The organism is Egicoccus sp. AB-alg6-2 (genome assembly GCF_041821025.1).
Classification (GTDB): Bacteria; Actinomycetota; Nitriliruptoria; order Nitriliruptorales; family Nitriliruptoraceae; genus Egicoccus.
This window is the reverse complement of record NZ_JBGUAY010000005.1, coordinates 155481-171166: the sequence shown is the minus strand read 5'-3', so window position 1 is coordinate 171166 and position 15686 is coordinate 155481. Positions and strand designations below refer to the sequence as shown.

The 15686-nt window shown below is 72.4% G+C and carries 15 protein-coding genes and 1 pseudogene; 6 read left to right on the top strand and 10 right to left on the bottom strand.

From position 1 onward, the window contains the following. Positions 1-50: 50 nt before the first annotated feature. Together lpdA and ACERMF_RS10290 are read right to left on the bottom strand one after the other, a co-directional pair. Positions 51-1475, bottom strand: a complete 1425-nt coding sequence (gene lpdA, locus ACERMF_RS10295; RefSeq protein ID WP_373669253.1) for a dihydrolipoyl dehydrogenase — start codon at positions 1473-1475, stop codon at positions 51-53. Between the two features lie 237 nt (positions 1476-1712). Beyond that, positions 1713-1928 (bottom strand): annotated as a pseudogene (locus tag ACERMF_RS10290) (biotin/lipoyl-containing protein); the annotation flags it as partial. A 264-nt stretch (positions 1929-2192) separates the two neighbouring features. Here ACERMF_RS10290 and gcvT point away from each other — a divergent pair. After that, complete coding sequence (gene gcvT / locus ACERMF_RS10285; protein WP_373668992.1) at positions 2193-3296, top strand: glycine cleavage system aminomethyltransferase GcvT; 1104 nt, start codon at positions 2193-2195, stop codon at positions 3294-3296. Between the two features lie 21 nt (positions 3297-3317). Here gcvT and ACERMF_RS10280 read toward each other — a convergent pair whose 3' ends face one another. Both ACERMF_RS10280 and ACERMF_RS10275 read right to left on the bottom strand, forming a co-directional pair. Then, the gene (locus tag ACERMF_RS10280; RefSeq protein WP_373668991.1) at positions 3318-4463 is read right to left on the bottom strand and encodes a phosphatidylserine/phosphatidylglycerophosphate/cardiolipin synthase family protein; all 1146 of its coding nucleotides are present in this window, start codon (positions 4461-4463) and stop codon (positions 3318-3320) included. Between the two features lie 93 nt (positions 4464-4556). Continuing rightward, on the bottom strand, positions 4557-5420 hold the full coding sequence (locus ACERMF_RS10275) for a YihY/virulence factor BrkB family protein (RefSeq protein WP_373668990.1): 864 nt from the start codon (positions 5418-5420) through the stop codon (positions 4557-4559). Between the two features lie 158 nt (positions 5421-5578). Here ACERMF_RS10275 and ACERMF_RS10270 point away from each other — a divergent pair, with 158 nt between their 5' ends. After that, positions 5579-6400 carry an SDR family NAD(P)-dependent oxidoreductase gene (locus tag ACERMF_RS10270; protein ID WP_373668989.1) on the top strand — a complete coding sequence of 274 codons (822 nt, stop codon included), beginning with the start codon at positions 5579-5581 and terminating at the stop codon, positions 6398-6400. A 34-nt stretch (positions 6401-6434) separates the two neighbouring features. Here ACERMF_RS10270 and nadA read toward each other — a convergent pair whose 3' ends face one another. Next, a complete protein-coding gene (gene nadA / locus ACERMF_RS10265; RefSeq protein WP_373669252.1) occupies positions 6435-7691 on the bottom strand; it encodes a quinolinate synthase NadA in 1257 nt (418 codons plus the stop codon). A 149-nt stretch (positions 7692-7840) separates the two neighbouring features. On the opposite strand from nadA, the gene ACERMF_RS10260 reads away from it, so the two are divergent. Together ACERMF_RS10260 and ACERMF_RS10255 are read left to right on the top strand one after the other, a co-directional pair. After that, entirely contained in the window at positions 7841-8869 is a 1029-nt protein-coding gene (locus tag ACERMF_RS10260) for a glycerate kinase (protein ID WP_373668988.1), read from the top strand. Between the two features lie 88 nt (positions 8870-8957). Then, on the top strand, positions 8958-9308 hold the full coding sequence (locus ACERMF_RS10255) for a HesB/IscA family protein (protein ID WP_373668987.1): 351 nt from the start codon (positions 8958-8960) through the stop codon (positions 9306-9308). Between the two features lie 75 nt (positions 9309-9383). Here the strand turns inward: ACERMF_RS10255 and ACERMF_RS10250 are convergent, their stop codons facing one another. Then, positions 9384-11420: a heavy metal translocating P-type ATPase gene (locus ACERMF_RS10250; RefSeq protein ID WP_373668986.1), complete on the bottom strand. Its 2037-nt coding sequence runs from the start codon at positions 11418-11420 to the stop codon at positions 9384-9386. 182 nt (positions 11421-11602) lie between these two features. Here ACERMF_RS10250 and ACERMF_RS10245 point away from each other — a divergent pair, with 182 nt between their 5' ends. Beyond that, a complete protein-coding gene (locus tag ACERMF_RS10245; protein WP_373668985.1) occupies positions 11603-11977 on the top strand; it encodes a DUF983 domain-containing protein in 375 nt (124 codons plus the stop codon). A gap of 11 nt (positions 11978-11988) precedes the next feature. On the opposite strand, the gene ACERMF_RS10240 is transcribed toward ACERMF_RS10245, so the two are convergent. Beyond that, entirely contained in the window at positions 11989-12276 is a 288-nt protein-coding gene (locus tag ACERMF_RS10240) for a hypothetical protein (protein WP_373668984.1), read from the bottom strand. 167 nt (positions 12277-12443) lie between these two features. Here ACERMF_RS10240 and ACERMF_RS10235 point away from each other — a divergent pair, with 167 nt between their 5' ends. Beyond that, positions 12444-12986: a hypothetical protein gene (locus tag ACERMF_RS10235; RefSeq protein ID WP_373668983.1), complete on the top strand. Its 543-nt coding sequence runs from the start codon at positions 12444-12446 to the stop codon at positions 12984-12986. A gap of 9 nt (positions 12987-12995) precedes the next feature. Here ACERMF_RS10235 and ACERMF_RS10230 read toward each other — a convergent pair whose 3' ends face one another. The 3 genes from ACERMF_RS10230 to ACERMF_RS10220 all read right to left on the bottom strand — a co-directional run bounded on the left by ACERMF_RS10230 (position 12996) and on the right by ACERMF_RS10220 (position 15589). After that, the gene (locus ACERMF_RS10230) at positions 12996-13244 is read right to left on the bottom strand and encodes a sulfurtransferase TusA family protein (protein WP_373668982.1); all 249 of its coding nucleotides are present in this window, start codon (positions 13242-13244) and stop codon (positions 12996-12998) included. A gap of 61 nt (positions 13245-13305) precedes the next feature. Then, a complete protein-coding gene (locus ACERMF_RS10225; protein ID WP_373668981.1) occupies positions 13306-14421 on the bottom strand; it encodes a universal stress protein in 1116 nt (371 codons plus the stop codon). A gap of 1 nt (position 14422) precedes the next feature. After that, positions 14423-15589 carry a cysteine desulfurase family protein gene (locus tag ACERMF_RS10220; RefSeq protein WP_373668980.1) on the bottom strand — a complete coding sequence of 389 codons (1167 nt, stop codon included), beginning with the start codon at positions 15587-15589 and terminating at the stop codon, positions 14423-14425. Positions 15590-15686 lie beyond the last annotated feature (97 nt).

Here is a 15686-nt window from a genome sequence, read left to right as displayed (position 1 = left end):
CTGTGCGGTGTGGGTCCGACGTCGCGACGACGACGGACGACTTGGTCGCCTCAGCCGTGCAGCGCGCGGCCGGCCAGCGCGAGGTGCGCCTCGCCGATCGCCTCGCTGAACGACGGGTGGGCGTGGACGAGGTGCGCCACGTCGGTGGGCAGCGCCTCCCAGTTGTAGATCAGCTGGCCCTCGGCGATGAGGTCGGTCGCCCGCGGGCCGACGATGTGGACGCCCAGGACGCGGCCGGCGCCGCCCTCGGCGTCGTCGTCCTTCTCCGCGACCAGCTTGATCATGCCGGTGGCCTTGACCATGGCGGCACGACCCAGCGCCTGGAACGGGTACTTCTCGAGCACGACCTCGAAGCCGGCGTCTTTGGCCTGGGCCTCGGTGTAGCCGACCGACGCGACCTCGGGGTGGGAGTAGGTGACGCGTGGGACGCCCTTGTAGTCGATGGGCAGGACCTCGAGGCCGGCGAGCTGATCGGCGACCAGCATGCCCTCGGCGAACGAGGCGTGTGCCAGCCCGAGCGTCGGAATCACGTCGCCGACGGCCCAGACACCCTCGACGGAGGTCCGGCAGTACTCGTCGACGGCCACGAAGCCGCGCTCGTCGATCTCGACCCCGACGTCCTCGAGCCCGGCGTCCTCGGTGACCGTGCGGCGTCCGACGGCGACCAGCAGCAGGTCCGCCTTCAGTTCCTCGACACCCTTCTTCGTCTCGACCTTGCAGGTCACCGAGCGCGAGGTGGCGTTGACCTCGGACAACTTCGCGGACGTCATCGCGGTGATGCCACGCTTGCGGAACGCGCGCTCGATCTCCTTGGAGGCATCGGCGTCCTCGAGCGGCAGCAGCCGGTCCTCGAGTTCGACGACCGTCACCTCGACCCCGAACGCGTTCCAGGCGGTCGCGAACTCCATGCCGACGGCGCCGGAGCCGAGGACGATGGCCTTCTTCGGCAGCTTGGTGAGGTTGAGCGCGTGGTCCGAGGAGATGATGCGCTTGCCGTCGAACCTCGCGAACGGCAGCTCGCGGGGGGCGGAGCCGGTGGCGACCACGATCGCCGGCGCCTTGATGGTGCGCGTCTCGCCGCCTTCGCCGGTGACCTCGACGGTGTCCTTCGCGGTCAGCCTGCCGGTGCCGGCGACGGTCTCGACACCGCGGCCCTTCAGCGCCCCCTGCAGTCCCTTCCACATCTTGTCGACCACGGCGTCCTTGTGGGCGTTGAGCGCCTTCACCTCGATGCCCTGGTAGTCGAGCGTGACGCCGAAGTCGGCGGCGTCCTGCGCGGTCTCGGCCACCTCGGCGGTCTGGAGCACGGCCTTGGTCGGGATGCAGCCCCAGTGCAGGCAGGTGCCGCCGACCTTGTCCTTCTCCACGAGGGCGACCTCGAGCCCGAGTTGCGCGGCCCTCAGCGCGGTCGAGTAGCCGCCGGTCCCCCCACCGAGCACGATGAGGTCGACGTCGTGGTCGGTGCCCCTCTGGATCCGCGCACCGGAGGGCTGTTCCCCGCCGGACGGGCCGGTCGGCGTGCCGCCGGCGCCGCCGACGTACTCGCCGCCGCCGGAGGCGGGTGCGCCCTGCGCCGACGCGTCCTGGCCCTGTTCGGTGGGCTCGGGCTCGGGGGCCACCTGCTGGTCGTCGCCGGTGGCGGCGTCCGTGTCGGCGCCGGCGTCGCCGCCGTCGTCCGAGCCGCCGGTGGCGCCTTCGCCGATGACGGCGATGACCTGGCCGACCTCGATGGTGTCGTCGACGTTCGCCTTCAGCTCCTGCACGGTGCCGGCGACGGGGGAGGGGATCTCGGTGTCGACCTTGTCGGTCGAGATCTCGACGATCGGTTGGTCGACGTCGACCTCGTCACCGACCTCGACGAGCCAGGCGGTGATGACGCCCTCGGTGACGGACTCGCCCAGCTGGGGCAGTTCGACCTCGGTGGCCACGTGGGGGATCTCCTCGTGTGCGCGGGCACGATGGTCGTCGGCGCCGCGGGGGACGGTCGGCGGGAGAAGCGGGGGCCTTTCCCGGGTGGGCGCTCGGGTCAGCACGAACTCGCTGCGGCGGGGCTCGGCCGCGTCCGGCGAAGCGGTTGCACTGACGCGCGCGTCGGCGCCGAACCTAGCGGACGGCCGCTGGCACCTGCAGACGACGACCCGGCCGCGGGGCGGGCTACGGTGACCGCCCCGCACGCCGCGAGGAGCATGTTCGTGACCGACCCGCGCCCCACGCCGCTCACGGCCCACCACGTGGCCAGCGGCGCGAAGCTGGCCCCGTTCGCGGGCTGGTCCATGCCCTTGCAGTTCACCGGCACGGTGGCCGAGCACGAGGCGGTCCGCACCGACGTCGGGGTCTTCGACGTGTCGCACCTCGGCACCGTCTTCGTCGAGGGTCCCGACGCGCAGGCCACCATCGCCGCCAGCTTCACCAACGACCCCGCGCGGCTCGACGACGGCACCTCGCAGTACACCCTGTGCTGCGACGAGCGTGGTGGGATCGTCGACGACCTGATCGTCTACCGCCTCGCCGACGACCGTTGGATGACGGTCCCGAACGCGGCCAACACCGCCGCCGTCGTCGGCCGCTTGCGGGAGCAGGGCCGCGGCCGCGACGTCGAGGTCGTCGACGAGAGCGCCGAATGGGCCATCGTCGCCGTCCAGGGGCCGCGTTCGCTGGACACCCTGACCGTGGCGTGTCGGGCCCTGGGCAGTGGCTTCGACCCGACGGACGTCCCCTATCTGGGCGTCGTGGAGGTGCCGTTGGCGGGCGGCTCCGTCTACCTCTGCCGGACCGGTTACACGGGCGAGGTGGGCGCCGAGCTGGTCGTTCCCGGACCCCTGGCCGCCGGTGTGTGGCAGGCGATGCTCGATGCGGGCGCGACACCGTGCGGCCTGGGCGCCCGCGACACCCTCCGCCTGGAGATGGGCTACCCGCTGCACGGCAACGACCTGTCGACCGACGTCCTTCCCGGCGAGGCGCGCCTGGGCTGGGCGGTCAAGCTCGACCGCGGCGACTTCGTCGGCCGTGATGCGCTGGTGGCCGCCGAGGAGGCCGGCACGCAGCGGCGACTGTGGGGTCTTCGTGGCGAGGGCCGGCGCCCGCCGCGGGCCGGTATGCGGGTGCTGGCCGGCGAGCGCGACGTGGGGCGGGTGACCTCGGGATCCTTCTCGCCGACCGCCGGCGTCGGCATCGGTCTGGCGCTGCTGGCGCGGGACGTCGACGCCGGCACGAGGGTGGTCGTGGACGTCCGCGGGACGCCGGTGCCCTTCGAGGTGGTCAAGCCCCCGTTCGTCGAGCGCGACCCGAAGGGCTGACCCTCCTGTGCTCCTCGGCGCTCAGGTCCAGTGATCGATGAGGCCGACCAGCTTCTGGGGCGCCCAGCGGGCCGGGCTGCGCTCGTTCCAGGACTCGTCGACGCGCTCGCACCGCTGCAGGTCCTGGTCCGTGTGCGCATCGAGGGTCGCGGTGACCTCGTCGTCGAACAGCACGACGTCGACCTCCTCGTCGTGCGACAACGAGCGCATGTTGAGGTTGGAGGAGCCGACGACCGCGAGCAGATTGTCGACGGTCAGCACCTTGGCGTGCAGCATCGTGGGCTGGAACTCGTACAACTCGACGCCACCCGAGAGCAGGTCGTCGTAGACGTTCTCGGCGGCCAGGCGGGCGATCTCCTTGTCGGTCTGGGGACCCGGGTGCAGGATCTGGACCTGGACGCCACGGCTGACCGCGCGGCAGAGCGCGTCCAGCATCGGTTGGCTGGGTGCGAGGTAGGCCGTCGTGATGCGCACCCGCTCCTGGGCCAACTCCAGCAGGGCGTGCCGAAGCAGCGCGCCGTCGGACCAGCCGTGCTCCGATTCGCTGCGGACCACCATCGCCGTCGTGGCGCCGTGCTGCGGTTGGTCGGGGAAGCGGTCGTGCTCGTCGAAGAGCATGAACTCGGCGTCGAGCCAGTCGTCGGCGAAGGCGGCGCGCAGGCCGTCGACGACCGGACCCTGCAGACGGATCTGCGTCTCGCGCCAGCCGGAGGCGTCGTCGCTGGATCCGTCCCATTCGTCGGCGATGCCGATCCCCCCGGTGAACGCCACCTGCTCGTCGCAGATGAGCACCTTGCGGTGGGTCCGATGGCCCGGACCCGAGCCGGGCAGCAGCGGCCGGAACCAGTGGAGTTGGACGCCGGCGTCCTCCATCGCCTCGACGATGTCGTTCTGCACGTGGCGCGCGCCGAGGGCGTCCAGGATGACCCGGCAGCGCACACCGGCCTTCGCCCGCTGGCACAACGCCTTGGCGAAGTGCTCGGCGATCTCACCCTGCCAGTACACGAACGTCAGCAGGTCGACGGTCCGCTCGGCGTGTTCGATGGCGTCGAGCATCGACGGGAAGATCTCCACGCCGTCGCGGAGTACCTCGACGGCGTTGCCCTCGGTCGCCGGGACACCCAGCAGTCCTTCGAGCGCCCGGCGGTAGCGAGCGAGGCTGTCCACCTTCGTTCCTGTCGGTCCCGCGCGGCAGATCCGCGACCGACGCACGCTATCCCCGCGAGGCGGTGGCGGCCGCTGCACGGCCGGACAGGCCGGTCAGCCGTGTTCCTCGACGGCGAGGACGGCCTGGTAGCCGGCGAGCAACAACGCGTTCGCGACGAACAACCACAGGCCGAGCATGACGACCACGGCGATGGTTCCGCCGCCGAAGCGGTCCTCGGTGTCGGCGACCTGCAGGTAGACGACGAACCCGACGGAGAACACCGCCGTCGTCGCCGAGGTCAGCAGCGCACCGGCCGCCGTGCCGCGCCAGCCGAGGTCGGCCGGTGCGAACGCCTGGTACAGCACCGCGGTGATGGCCCCGCCCAGCACGGTCGCGCCGCCGAGCGCCAGGATCCAGGCCAGCACCGTGGCGAGCAACCCGTCGCCCGAGAGATGGGACAGCACGAACACCAGCGGCAGCCCGGCCAGCATCAGCGCGGGGAGCAGGAGCACCAGGCCCAGGGCTCGTGCACGGCCCCGCATCCCGGCCGCCGTCTCCTCGTCACCGCTCGCGCGCAGCAGCGCGCGCCGGAGCCCACCGCCGTAGGCGGTGGCGGGCCACAGCGTGAAGACGACGGTCGCCAAGGTGAAGGAGCCACCGCTGCCCGCGAGTTGTTCGAGGAACTGCGCACTGCCCTCGGGACCTTCCGAGCCCGCCTGCTCGACGAACTGCTGCAGGGTGTCCTCGCCCGCGACGGCGGCGACCAGGGCGAAGGTCAGCATGAGCAGGGGCAGCGCCGACACGAGGCCGAAGAACGCGAGGCTGCTGGCCTGTGCGATCAGGTCGCGGTCGAGCAGCCGTTCCAGGAGGTTGCGGGCGCGAGGTGGCAGCCGTTCCCGCAGTGCCGAGGCACGGTCGCGGGCACGGTGCCACACGTTGGTGAAGGTGCCCAGCGGTAGACCTCGTGACGTCGCCACCCACGCTAGACACGACCGGGAGCGGGGGAGAGGGCCGGGACCGGCCCACCGGCCCTGGTTGGCCGGACTGGACGTGGCCCGGTGACGTTCGGCGGCAAGCGACGAGGCACGCCGGGTGTCGTCGCCGCATCCTCGGCATGGACGCTGGAGGAGAGCCCATGAACGCCCCCGAGGTGCTGGTGACCGGCGTCAGCTCGGGGATCGGCCGTGCCACGGCGCTGCACCTGGCGCAGCTCGGCTTCGCAGTGACCGGAACCGTTCGTGACGACGCCGCCGGCGAGCGGATCCGGTCCGCAGCCGACGATCAGGGGACGCCGATCGAGACCCTGCACCTCGATCTCGCCGACCCGGACGCGTGCGCCAGCGCGGTGGGCCAGCGACCGTGGTACGGCCTGGTGAACAACGCCGGCTACTTCAACGCCGGGCTCATCGAGGACGTCGACCGAGCCGCCGCGCGGGCGCAGTTCGAGGTGATGGTGCTGGCGCCGCTCGATCTCGCGCGCCTCGTGTTGCCGGCCATGCGCCGCCGCGGCGGCGGCAGGATCGTCAACGTCAGCTCCGGGATCGTGCACCTCGGCGCTCCCGGCACCGGTTGGTACCAGGCCAGCAAGCAGGCGCTGTCCGCCGTCAGCGACCAGCTGCGTGCGGAGGTCGCGGCCGACGGCGTCGAGGTGGTCCTCGTCGAGCCGGGCGGCATCCGCTCCGAGATCTGGCGTCGTGCCGAGGAGGACCTGCGCCAACTACGCGCGGGCAGCACGAAGCGATCCGCCTACGACCGGTCGCTGTCGATCATCGAGGCCCTCGAGGACCGGATGCATCCGCCGGGCCTGGTCGCCGAAGCCATCGGCCGCGCCCTGCGCGTACGCCGACCGCGGACGCGCTATCGCGTCGGCCCGGAGGTCGCGGTGCTCCGGGCTGCGCACGCCGTACTGCCCGACCGTGTCCGCGACCGACTCGTGCGCACCATTCTCGGACTCTGAGGGTCGGTGCGCCGGCGCGCCGCGGGAGCCGGTGTCAGCCGACGCTGGCGCCCGCGGCGGTGAGCGACGCTCCGTCCCCGGGCAGGGCGAGCATGCGCTCGAGCGCCACGCGGGCCCAGTGCCGGGTGTCCGCGTCGACCCGGACCTCGTTGACCACCTCGCCGTCGACCAGTGCCTCGAGGACCCACACCAGGTGCGGCAGGTCGATGCGGTTCATCGTGGCGCAGAAACAGACCGTGTCGTCGAGGAAGACGATGTCCTTGTCGGGATGCTCCTGACCGAGCCGCTTGACGAGGTTGAGCTCGGTGGCGATGGCGATGCGCGCGCCGGCCGGTGCTTCCTCGACCCAGCGGATGATCTGCCCGGTCGAGCCGACGCGGTCGGCCTCGAGCACCACCTCGTGGCGGCACTCGGGGTGCACCAGGACCTCGACGCCCGGCAGTTCGTCGCGGATCCGGCCCACCATCTCGGGCTGGAACCGCGCGTGCACCGAGCAGTGCCCCTTCCACAGCAGGACACGCGCGTCGCGCAGTTGCTGGTCGGTGAGCCCACCGTCGGGCTGCCACGGGTCGTAGACGACGCAGTCGTCCAGTGCCAGGCCGAGCCCCAGGACGGCGGTGTTGCGGCCGAGGTGCTGGTCGGGCAGGAACAGCACCTTGCCCCCGGCGGCGGGCGCCTGCTCGAACGCCCAGCGCATCGCCGCGGGGGCATTGGACGAGGTGCAGATGGCGCCGCCCCGCTCGCCGCAGAACGACTTGATCGCTGCCGTGGAGTTCATGTACGTCAGGGGCACCGTCTGCTCCGCGACGCCGGCTCGCTCGAGCCGCGCCCAGGCGTCGACCACCTGGTGTCCCTCGGCCATGTCCGCCATGGAGCAACCGGCAGCCAGGTCCGGCAGGATCACCGTCTGGTCGTCACGGCCGAGCACCGAGGCCGACTCCGCCATGAAGTGCACTCCGCAGAACACGATGAAGGGCGCCTGCGCGACCGATGCCTGCCTGGACAGTTCGAAGGAGTCGCCACGCGCGTCGGCGAACTCGATCACCTGGTCGCGCTGGTAGTGATGGCCCAGGATCATGGCCTGGTCGCCCAGGGTGTCCTTCGCGCGGCGGGCGCGGTCGACCAGGGTCGGGTCATCGGCGGCGGGCAGGTCCCCGGCGCAGACCACGCCGCGCTCGGTGGCCGGATCCGCGCCACGTCCGAGCAACAGCAGCGGCGAGCCCAGCGGGATGGTGGGCGTAGAACTCGTGTTGCGGGCAGGAGCCGCCGCAGGGCGCGGAGCGGTCACGATCAGTCCTCTCGCCGAGGACGGCCTCCTCGGCGCCCCGGTCAGTTGTGGTCAAGGTGACCATTACTGCGGCAGGGTACCGGAACCGGCGCCGATCGCCATGTCGAGGGCAAGTAGGCTCCCGCCGCGTCGACGACGGTGAGGAGGCGGGCGTGCAGGTCCTGGTCGTGGCCGAACCCACGCCCGGCGTCGCGGCGCCCGCGGTCGCCTCGCTGGTTCGTGGCGTGTGGCGACGGCACGCGCCCGCCGACGACGTGGTTGCGCTCCCCGTCACGCTCGGCGGCCCCGGTGTGCTCGAGACGCTCGCGGGACCGGACGACACCTGGCTCGTCACCGAGGCCGCCGGGCCGCACGGGCATCCGGTGGAGGCGGCGCTCCTGCTCCGTGAGGACGGCACCGCGCTCGTCGAGGCCGCACGCGTCGCCGCCGGCGCGCTGGCGCCGGGAGGTAGCGCCTCGGTCGGACTCGCCACGACCTACGGGGTGGGCGAACTGCTCCAGGCCGCCCGCGACGCCGACGCCCGCCGGATCCTCGTCGACGTCGCACAGGTGGCCGCGGTCGATGGCGGCGCGGGCGCGCTGACGGCGTTGGGGTGGCGTCTGCGTGTCGAGGACGGCTCCGGGCTCAAGATCGGCGCGTCGGACCTGCCACGGGTCCGTGCCGTCGAGCCCGGCTGGTCACAGGACTGGTCCGGTGTCGACGTGCAGGTGCTCACCGAGCACGACGCGACGCTGCTGGAGGCGCCCGAGCACCTCGCCGCCGACGTCGAGATCGGCGGTGGGGAGGCCGAGTCGCTGACGGCCGGGCTGCACGCCTGGGCCGAGGTGGCGAGCCGGGACCTGCAGGCGTCGGCAGCGGTCGTCCAGCCCGGCAGCGGGGCGGGTGGTGGACTCGCCTTCGGGCTGGCGGCCGCCCTCGGGGCCGACCTGGTGCGCGGAGCCGACGTGCTGTGGGACCTCCAGCGCGTCGATGCGGCGATCGCGGCGTCGGACCTAGTGCTCGTCGCCGCATCGCCCGCCGGTGCCGTGGGCCGGCGCACCCTCGACACGGCGACACGGCTCGGGGTCGCCTGCCACGCCCTGCCAGACCTGGGCGAGGGCCTCGCCGGTGTGGCCGAGGCCGAAGACGCGGCCGCCGCGCTCGTCGAGGTGGCCCAGCGGCACGTCGACACGCTCCGCTGAGGACCGTGCGCCACCCGATACACTCGGTGGCCCCGATGCCCGCCTTCGACCGGCCGGCACCGAACCAGTTCGACACAGGAGCAATGCCGTGAGCACCGACACCGTCGAGAGCTCGGTCGTCCTCACCGAGACGGCCGCCGAGAAGGTGCGCAGCTTCCTCGCCGACCAGCCCGACGTCGACGACATCGCGCTTCGCGTGGCGGTGCAGGCCGGCGGTTGCGCCGGCTTCCGTTATGCCCTGTTCTTCGACGACCGTCAGCTCGACGGTGACGTCGAGGAGGAGCAGCACGGCATCCGCATCCGGATGGACAAGATGTCGACCCCGTACCTGTCGGGTGCGGTCATCGACTGGAAGGAATCGCTCGAGGCCTCCGGGTTCTCGATCGACAACCCCAATGCCTCCGGATCGTGCGCCTGCGGCGACAGCGCCACCTTCTGACCTCATCCGCAAACGCGAAGACGGCCGCCGTGAGGCGGCCGTCTTCGTCGTCCACCGATCGCGTACCCGTGCCCGTCAGGCGGCGGTCAGTCGGACGCGTCGCAGCAGCTGGGCGTTGAGCGCGACGATGATCGTCGAGGTGCTCATCAGCACCGCGCCGAGCGCCATGGGCAGGACGAATCCGATCGGGGCGAGCACGCCTGCGGCGAGCGGGATGGCGACCAGGTTGTAGCCGGCGGCCCACCACAGGTTCTGCACCATCTTGCGGTAGCTGGCCGCCGACAGCCGCCGGACCGCCACGACGCCGCGCGGATCGTCGGAGGCGAGCACGATCCCGGCGGACTCGACCGCGACGTCGGTGCCGGCGCCGATGGCGATCCCGACGTCGGCACGTGCGAGGGCCGGCGCGTCGTTGACGCCGTCGCCCACCATGGCCACGGTCAGGCCGCGGGCCTGCAGCTCGGCGACCTTGGCGTCTTTGTCCTCGGGCAGGACCTCGGCGAACACCTCGTCGATGTCGAGCTCAGCCGCGACCGCGTCAGCGACCTGGCGGGCGTCACCGGTGATCATCACGACCTTGACGCCGGCAGCGTGCAGGTCGTCGACGGCCTGGCGGGAGACCTCGCGGACCTCGTCCTCGAGGCTCAGGGCGCCGATGACCTGCCCGTCACGGACGACGTGCAGGACGGCAGCGCCGCGTTCGGCCCAGGCCCGGGTCCGCTCGGCGAGTCCGTCGGGGACCTGCAGGTCGCGTTCGCGCAGCAGCGCCGGTCCACCGACCGCGACGGCCGCGCCATCGACCTCGGCCTCGACGCCGCGGCCGGTCATGGATCGGAACCCGCCGGCGGTAGGTAGCGGGCCGAGCTGCCGGCGGGCGTGGGCGTGGACGGCGCGTGCGAGCGGGTGCTCGGAGTCGGCTTCGACCGCACCGGCCAGCCGCAGCAGCTGATCCTCGTCGGCGTTCTCGGCCGTGGCGATGTCGGTGACCACGTGCTCGCCGCGGGTGAGCGTGCCGGTCTTGTCGAACAGGACCGCATCGACGGTGCGGACCTGTTCCAGCGCGAGCCGGTCCTTGACCAGCACCCCGGAGCGGGCCGACTTGGTGGTCGAGATCGCCGTCACGAGCGGGATCGCGAGCCCGAGTGCGTGCGGGCAGGCGATGATCAGCACGGTGACGGTCCGGTCGAGCGCGAACGCGGGCTGTCCGAACGCGACCCACACCAGCGCCGTGACCGCGCCGGCGGCCAGCGCGACGTAGAACAGCAGCGCCGCGGCACGGTCGGCGAGCACCTGGGTCCGGGATCGGGACGCCTGGGCGTCGGCGACCATGCGCTGGATGCCAGCCAGCGTGGTCTGCTCACCGGTCGCGGTCACGCGGACCCGCAGGCTCGCGTCGGTCGCAACCGTGCCGGCCACGACCCGGTCGCCGACCGTGTGGGACACCGGCGTGGACTCGCCGGTGATCATGGACTCGTCCACGTCGCCGGCGCCGTCCACCACCTCCCCGTCGGCGGGGATCCGTGCGCCCGGCCGCACGAGGATCACGTCGCCCTCCGTCAGCGAGCTGGCGGCGACACGCTCGACCCTGCCGTCGTCGTGGACGATCTCGGCGTCGTCGGGGAGCAGCTCGGCCAACGCGGCCAGTGCCCCCTGCGCCTGCCCGATGGCGCGCATCTCGACCCAGTGCCCGAGCAGCATGATCGCGATGAGCAGGGACAGCTCCCACCACACCTCCTGCGAGAACAGGCCCAGCGAGGTCGCCATCGAGGCGACGTAGGCGACCGTGATCGCCATGGAGATGAGCAGCATCATCCCCGGCTGACGACCGCGCGCCTCGTCCAGCCCGCCGGTCAGGAACGGCCAGCCGCCGTAGAAGAAGATGACCGAACCGAGCACGGGTCCGATCAGCTCCGCGCCCGGGCCCCGCGGGGCGGTGTAGCCGAGCAGCTCCTGCACGTGGTGCGACCAGATCACCACCGGGATCGTGAGCAGCAGCGTCAGCCAGAACCGGTCTCGGAACAGCGCAGCGTGATCGCCGTGACCGCCTGGACCGTCATCATGGGTCTCATGGTGCAGGTGGGCGTGTTCGCCGCCATGGCCGTGGCCGTCCATGTTCAAAGTCCGTTCATACTCGTGGGGGGTATCAACCAACATACCCCCCCACGAGTATGGCGTCAAGGCCGCAGGCGTTGACGACGCGCAGGCGAGGAAGGGCCTCGACGCGCCCTGCGCTGCTCCTGCCACGAAACCAGCGGTACCGTCACGACTGGTGGAACATCGCGGGAGGCGGGCACGTGGACGGCAAGGCGCTCAGCCGCGGATTGCAGATGCGGTGCCCGATCTGCGGCACCGGGGAGCTGTTCACCGGCTTCTTCACGCTGCGCGAACGGTGCCCGACCTGCGACCTCGAGTTCGAGCGTGAGGACGGCTACTGGCTCGGCGCGATGGTCGTCGCACTGGGGATCACCGAGGCGATCTTCGGGTTGGTGTTCGTCGGCGGGATGGTGATGACCTGGCCCGATGTGCCGTGGACCGCGCTGCTCGTCGCCGGACTCGCGCTCAACGCGATCGTTCCCGTGGCGTTGTACCCGTGGTCGAAGACCACCTGGATGGGATTGCACCACGCCGTGGTCACGAGCAATCGTCACGAGACCGAACGGCCACGTTGAGTGCGGCGGTACTACTGGCGCCAGCCCATCAACGCTGCCGTCAGGCGGCCGTTGCGTTCGACCAAGCGGGTCCGGGTCGCCGCGGGTCCGTCGTGCAACTGCAGCTGACGCAGGCGGGCGACGTTGTCCTCGAGTTCGCGCCGGGCCGTGCTGACGCAGGTGAACGAGCAACAGCCGGGTTCCTCGAGCGCCATCCCGCAGGCGACGCACTGGAACGGCGACGACGCCTCGGGGGGCGACGGGACCGCCTCGACGTCCGCGGGATCGCGGGCGGTCGCGGTCGATTCGGATGTCGTCATGGCGGGCTCCTCGACTGGTCGACGACCGGCCGGGCCCGCGGTCTGGACGCTTCCGTGGTCGGGCAGCCTAGCGATGTAGTGGGTCATTTGACCATGGCCGCTGGGCCGGTGGCCGTGTGCCACCGCTAGGGTCTCCTGCGGGAGCAGCGCGGACACGTGAGGCGCGCATGGACGACGAGTCGGGCTGGAACGACGTCCTGGTCGGCGGCTGGCACGCCGGGGTGCGTGACGCCGTCGTGCTGCGGGTGGAACGCGCCACCGGCGGCCGTCACGGGCAGCTCGTGAGGACGCTCGCCGATCCCGACGGCGCACGCTACGCCTGGACCGAGTCGCTGCACGCCCTGATCGTCGCGGCCATCCGCGACGAGACGGGTGCGGACCTCGACGCCCTGGGGTCGCAGGCCGCCTGGTCCTGCTACGAGCAGGTCTGGGACCGACTCGCCCTCAGGTGGGGCAACGGGGGTCGTCTGTGCCGCGTGCCGATCGGCGCCGAGCCCGACGTGGTCCGATTGCTGGAGGGGCTCCCGGTCGCGGCAGCCGAGGCCGCCGGCGCCGACGCCGGCACCGACCCGCCCGACCCGCTCTGGTTGCGAGGACGCCTCCTGGTCGATCTCGAGGGTCTGCAGCAGTACCTCGCCGGTCGTGATCCCCACGACGAGTCGCGGATCACCGCCGGTCTGATCGCGCGCGCCTGTGCCCGCGGCCGCTGACGGCGCCGGTCAGTGGACCCGGCGGACCTCGAAGTGCCAGACGCGATCCCGCTCCTCCTGTGCGCGCAACTCCTGGCGCTGCATGCGGCACCACACCGGGACGTCGACCTTCGCTGCCGGGTCGGTGGCCAGCAGGCGGACGGACCGACCGACCGCGACCTTGTCGATCGCCTTGGCCAGCTCGATCACCGGCATCGGGCAGCTGAGGCCGGTCGCGTCCACTTCGACGGCGTCGTCGCTGGTGGGAAGCTCAGACATCGGACGGCTCTCGGTCGCTGGTCGTTGCCCGCCGAGGCTATCCGCGGCCCGGCCGACGCCGTCACCGGCCGCCGCGTGAGCGATCGAGGTCGTAGCTGATCTCGGCGCCCCGGAACACGGGTGCGTCGTGAACGGCCACCATCACCGCGGAGATGGCGGCGTTGACCGTGGGTGCCATGACGGTCACCGTCGCCCGAACGTGGGGGTGGGGGTCCCCCGCCGGCCACCACGCCATGACCTGGTCGGTGTCGCCGGCGGCCTGCAGGACCCAGGCCAGGTCGTCGGGACGAACGTCGTCGTCCAGCAGTCGTGCGGTCACGATGACGCGCACCGGCCGTTGCCCCTGCGGGGCGGTGGCGGGCGCGGGCTCGCCGGCGGCGTGGACCGCCTCAGCGAGGCCCTCCTCCCGGGTCGGGCCGACGTCGATGGCGACGACCAGCGTGGCGTCCGGAGCGGCCCAGGCGAGATGGGTCGTAGCGGCGCGCAACCCCGAGACGGTGGGCGCCACCGCCGCCACGATGACGTCCTCAGGACGCGCGAAGGCGGCGACGGCCTGGTCGGTGCGGCGCGGGTCGTGATGGACGCGGTCGCCGAAGCGTCCGAGCGCAGCCGGCAGCTGCATCTCACGCGCGCCCGTGCGCAGGACCGTGACCGGTTCCGGCGTGGCGGCATCGAGGCACTGGGCCAGCCGGGTGGCGAGGCCGAGGCCACGGTCGCCACCGGGCAGGAGGTGATCGGCACTGATCGGCAGCAGGACCCGCCGGAACGGGACCGCGCCCATGCGCACGACGGCGAGCGGTGCGGCCGAGCGGCCCACGATCGTGTCGAGCATCCGCCCGAAGACGTTGGTGGTCGAACTCTGCCCGCGCCAGCCCATGACGACCAGCGCGGCGGCTTCCTCGGCGACGGCGCCGAGCACGCCCACGGCAGGGTCGTCCGCCTCCACCACGCGGCCGCGCACGCTCGCGCCGGATGCCGCGCCCGCTTCCCCGGCGAGGTCGAGGCCGCGGTGGGCGAGGTCGCGCTCGTCGCGCGAGGCGTTCGGGCGCACCACGGTCACCGGCACGAGCGTCTCGCCCTCGCTCGCCAGCGCGGCGGCGATCGCGAGCAGGGGACGCACCGATGCCGGGTTGGCGATCGGCACCACGATCGTCTGCTGCTGGGAGGCTCGCGACACGTCAGCTCCTCCTCGGGCCGGACGATCTTCGCAGGCGCTCGACCACCTCGGCATAGGCGGCGACGAAGGCATCAGCGCCGGCCACGTCCAGGTCGGGACCGATCGAGATCCTGACGTGACCGTGGGTCAGCACCCCCATCGCCATCAACACGTGTGACGGTTCGCCCGACGTCGACGCGCACGACGACCCCGAATGCAGCGCGTAGCCGGCTTCGTCCAGCCGGCTGACGAGCGCCTCCCCGTCGACGTAGAGGGCGCTGACGGCGACGATCCCGGGGTGCGCGTCGGCAAGGGGGCCGTGCACCTGCACGTCGGGCACGGCTTCGGGAAGCCGCCGCCGCAGATGGCGGCGCACGAGCTCGCGGGCGGAGCGTTCGGTCTGCAGGTTGGCGCGCGCGACCTCGAGCGCCACCGCCGTGGCGGCGATGCCGGCGACGTCCAGCGCGCCGGAGCGCCGACGACGTTGCCGCTCGTCGCCCTCGAGGAGCGCATGCACGCGACCACGCCGGCCGACAGCGAGCAGTCCGGTGCCTGCGGGACCGCCGAACTTCGCGCCCGAGGCGGAGAGCAGGTCGGCGCCGAGTTGCTCGAGCGTGACGCCGAGCTGTCCGACCGTCTGGCAGGCGTCGACGTGCAGCAACGCCCCGACGCGCCGGCAGACGTGCGCGATCTCGTTGGTGGGCTGGATCGCGCCGACCTCGTGGTTGGCGTGCTGGACGTGGACGGCGAGCGTCCGGTCGCCGACCAGCGCCGCGACCGCGTCGGGGTCGACGAGGCCCGCCCCGTCGACGCCGACCACGTCCAGGGTGTAGCCGTGTTCGTCGCGCAGCCGTTCGCAGGCGCGAAGGACCGACGAGTGCTCGACGGCGCTGCAGACCAGGTGGGTGCGGGGCTCGCCGCGTCGTTCAGCCGCTCTGGCCGCGCCGAGCACGGCGAGGTGGACGGCCTCGGTCCCACCGGAGGTCCACACCAGCGAACCTTCGTCGGCACCCAGCGCCGCTGCGGTCGTCACCGTCGCGCGGTCGAGCAGGTCGCGCGCCGTGCGGCCCTCCCGATGCGAGCGTGTGGGATCGGCCCAGACCAGCGCGGCGGCGTCCGTCCACGCCTGGCGGGCCTCGGGCCGCAGCGGCCAGGCGGAGGCATGGTCGAGGTAGACGCGCTCGGACATGTCCCCCACGGTAGGCGGCGCAGCCGGTCGGGCGGTGCAGCTCCGGCCGGCGGCGGGGTACGGTTGCGTGGTAGCCCACGACCTGTCGTAGAACGAG

Bases quoted from the DNA above. Each gene is read 5' to 3' on its own strand.
- ACERMF_RS10240 (WP_373668984.1), bottom strand. From the start codon at position 12,276: ATGACGACATCCGAATCGACCGCGACCGCCCGCGATCCCGCGGACGTC.
- ACERMF_RS10220 (WP_373668980.1), bottom strand. From the start codon at position 15,589: ATGTCCGAGCGCGTCTACCTCGACCATGCCTCCGCCTGGCCGCTGCGG.
- ACERMF_RS10270 (WP_373668989.1), top strand. From the start codon at position 5,579: ATGAACGCCCCCGAGGTGCTGGTGACCGGCGTCAGCTCGGGGATCGGC.
- ACERMF_RS10235 (WP_373668983.1), top strand. From the start codon at position 12,444: ATGGACGACGAGTCGGGCTGGAACGACGTCCTGGTCGGCGGCTGGCAC.
- ACERMF_RS10250 (WP_373668986.1), bottom strand. From the start codon at position 11,420: ATGGACGGCCACGGCCATGGCGGCGAACACGCCCACCTGCACCATGAG.
- ACERMF_RS10230 (WP_373668982.1), bottom strand. From the start codon at position 13,244: ATGTCTGAGCTTCCCACCAGCGACGACGCCGTCGAAGTGGACGCGACC.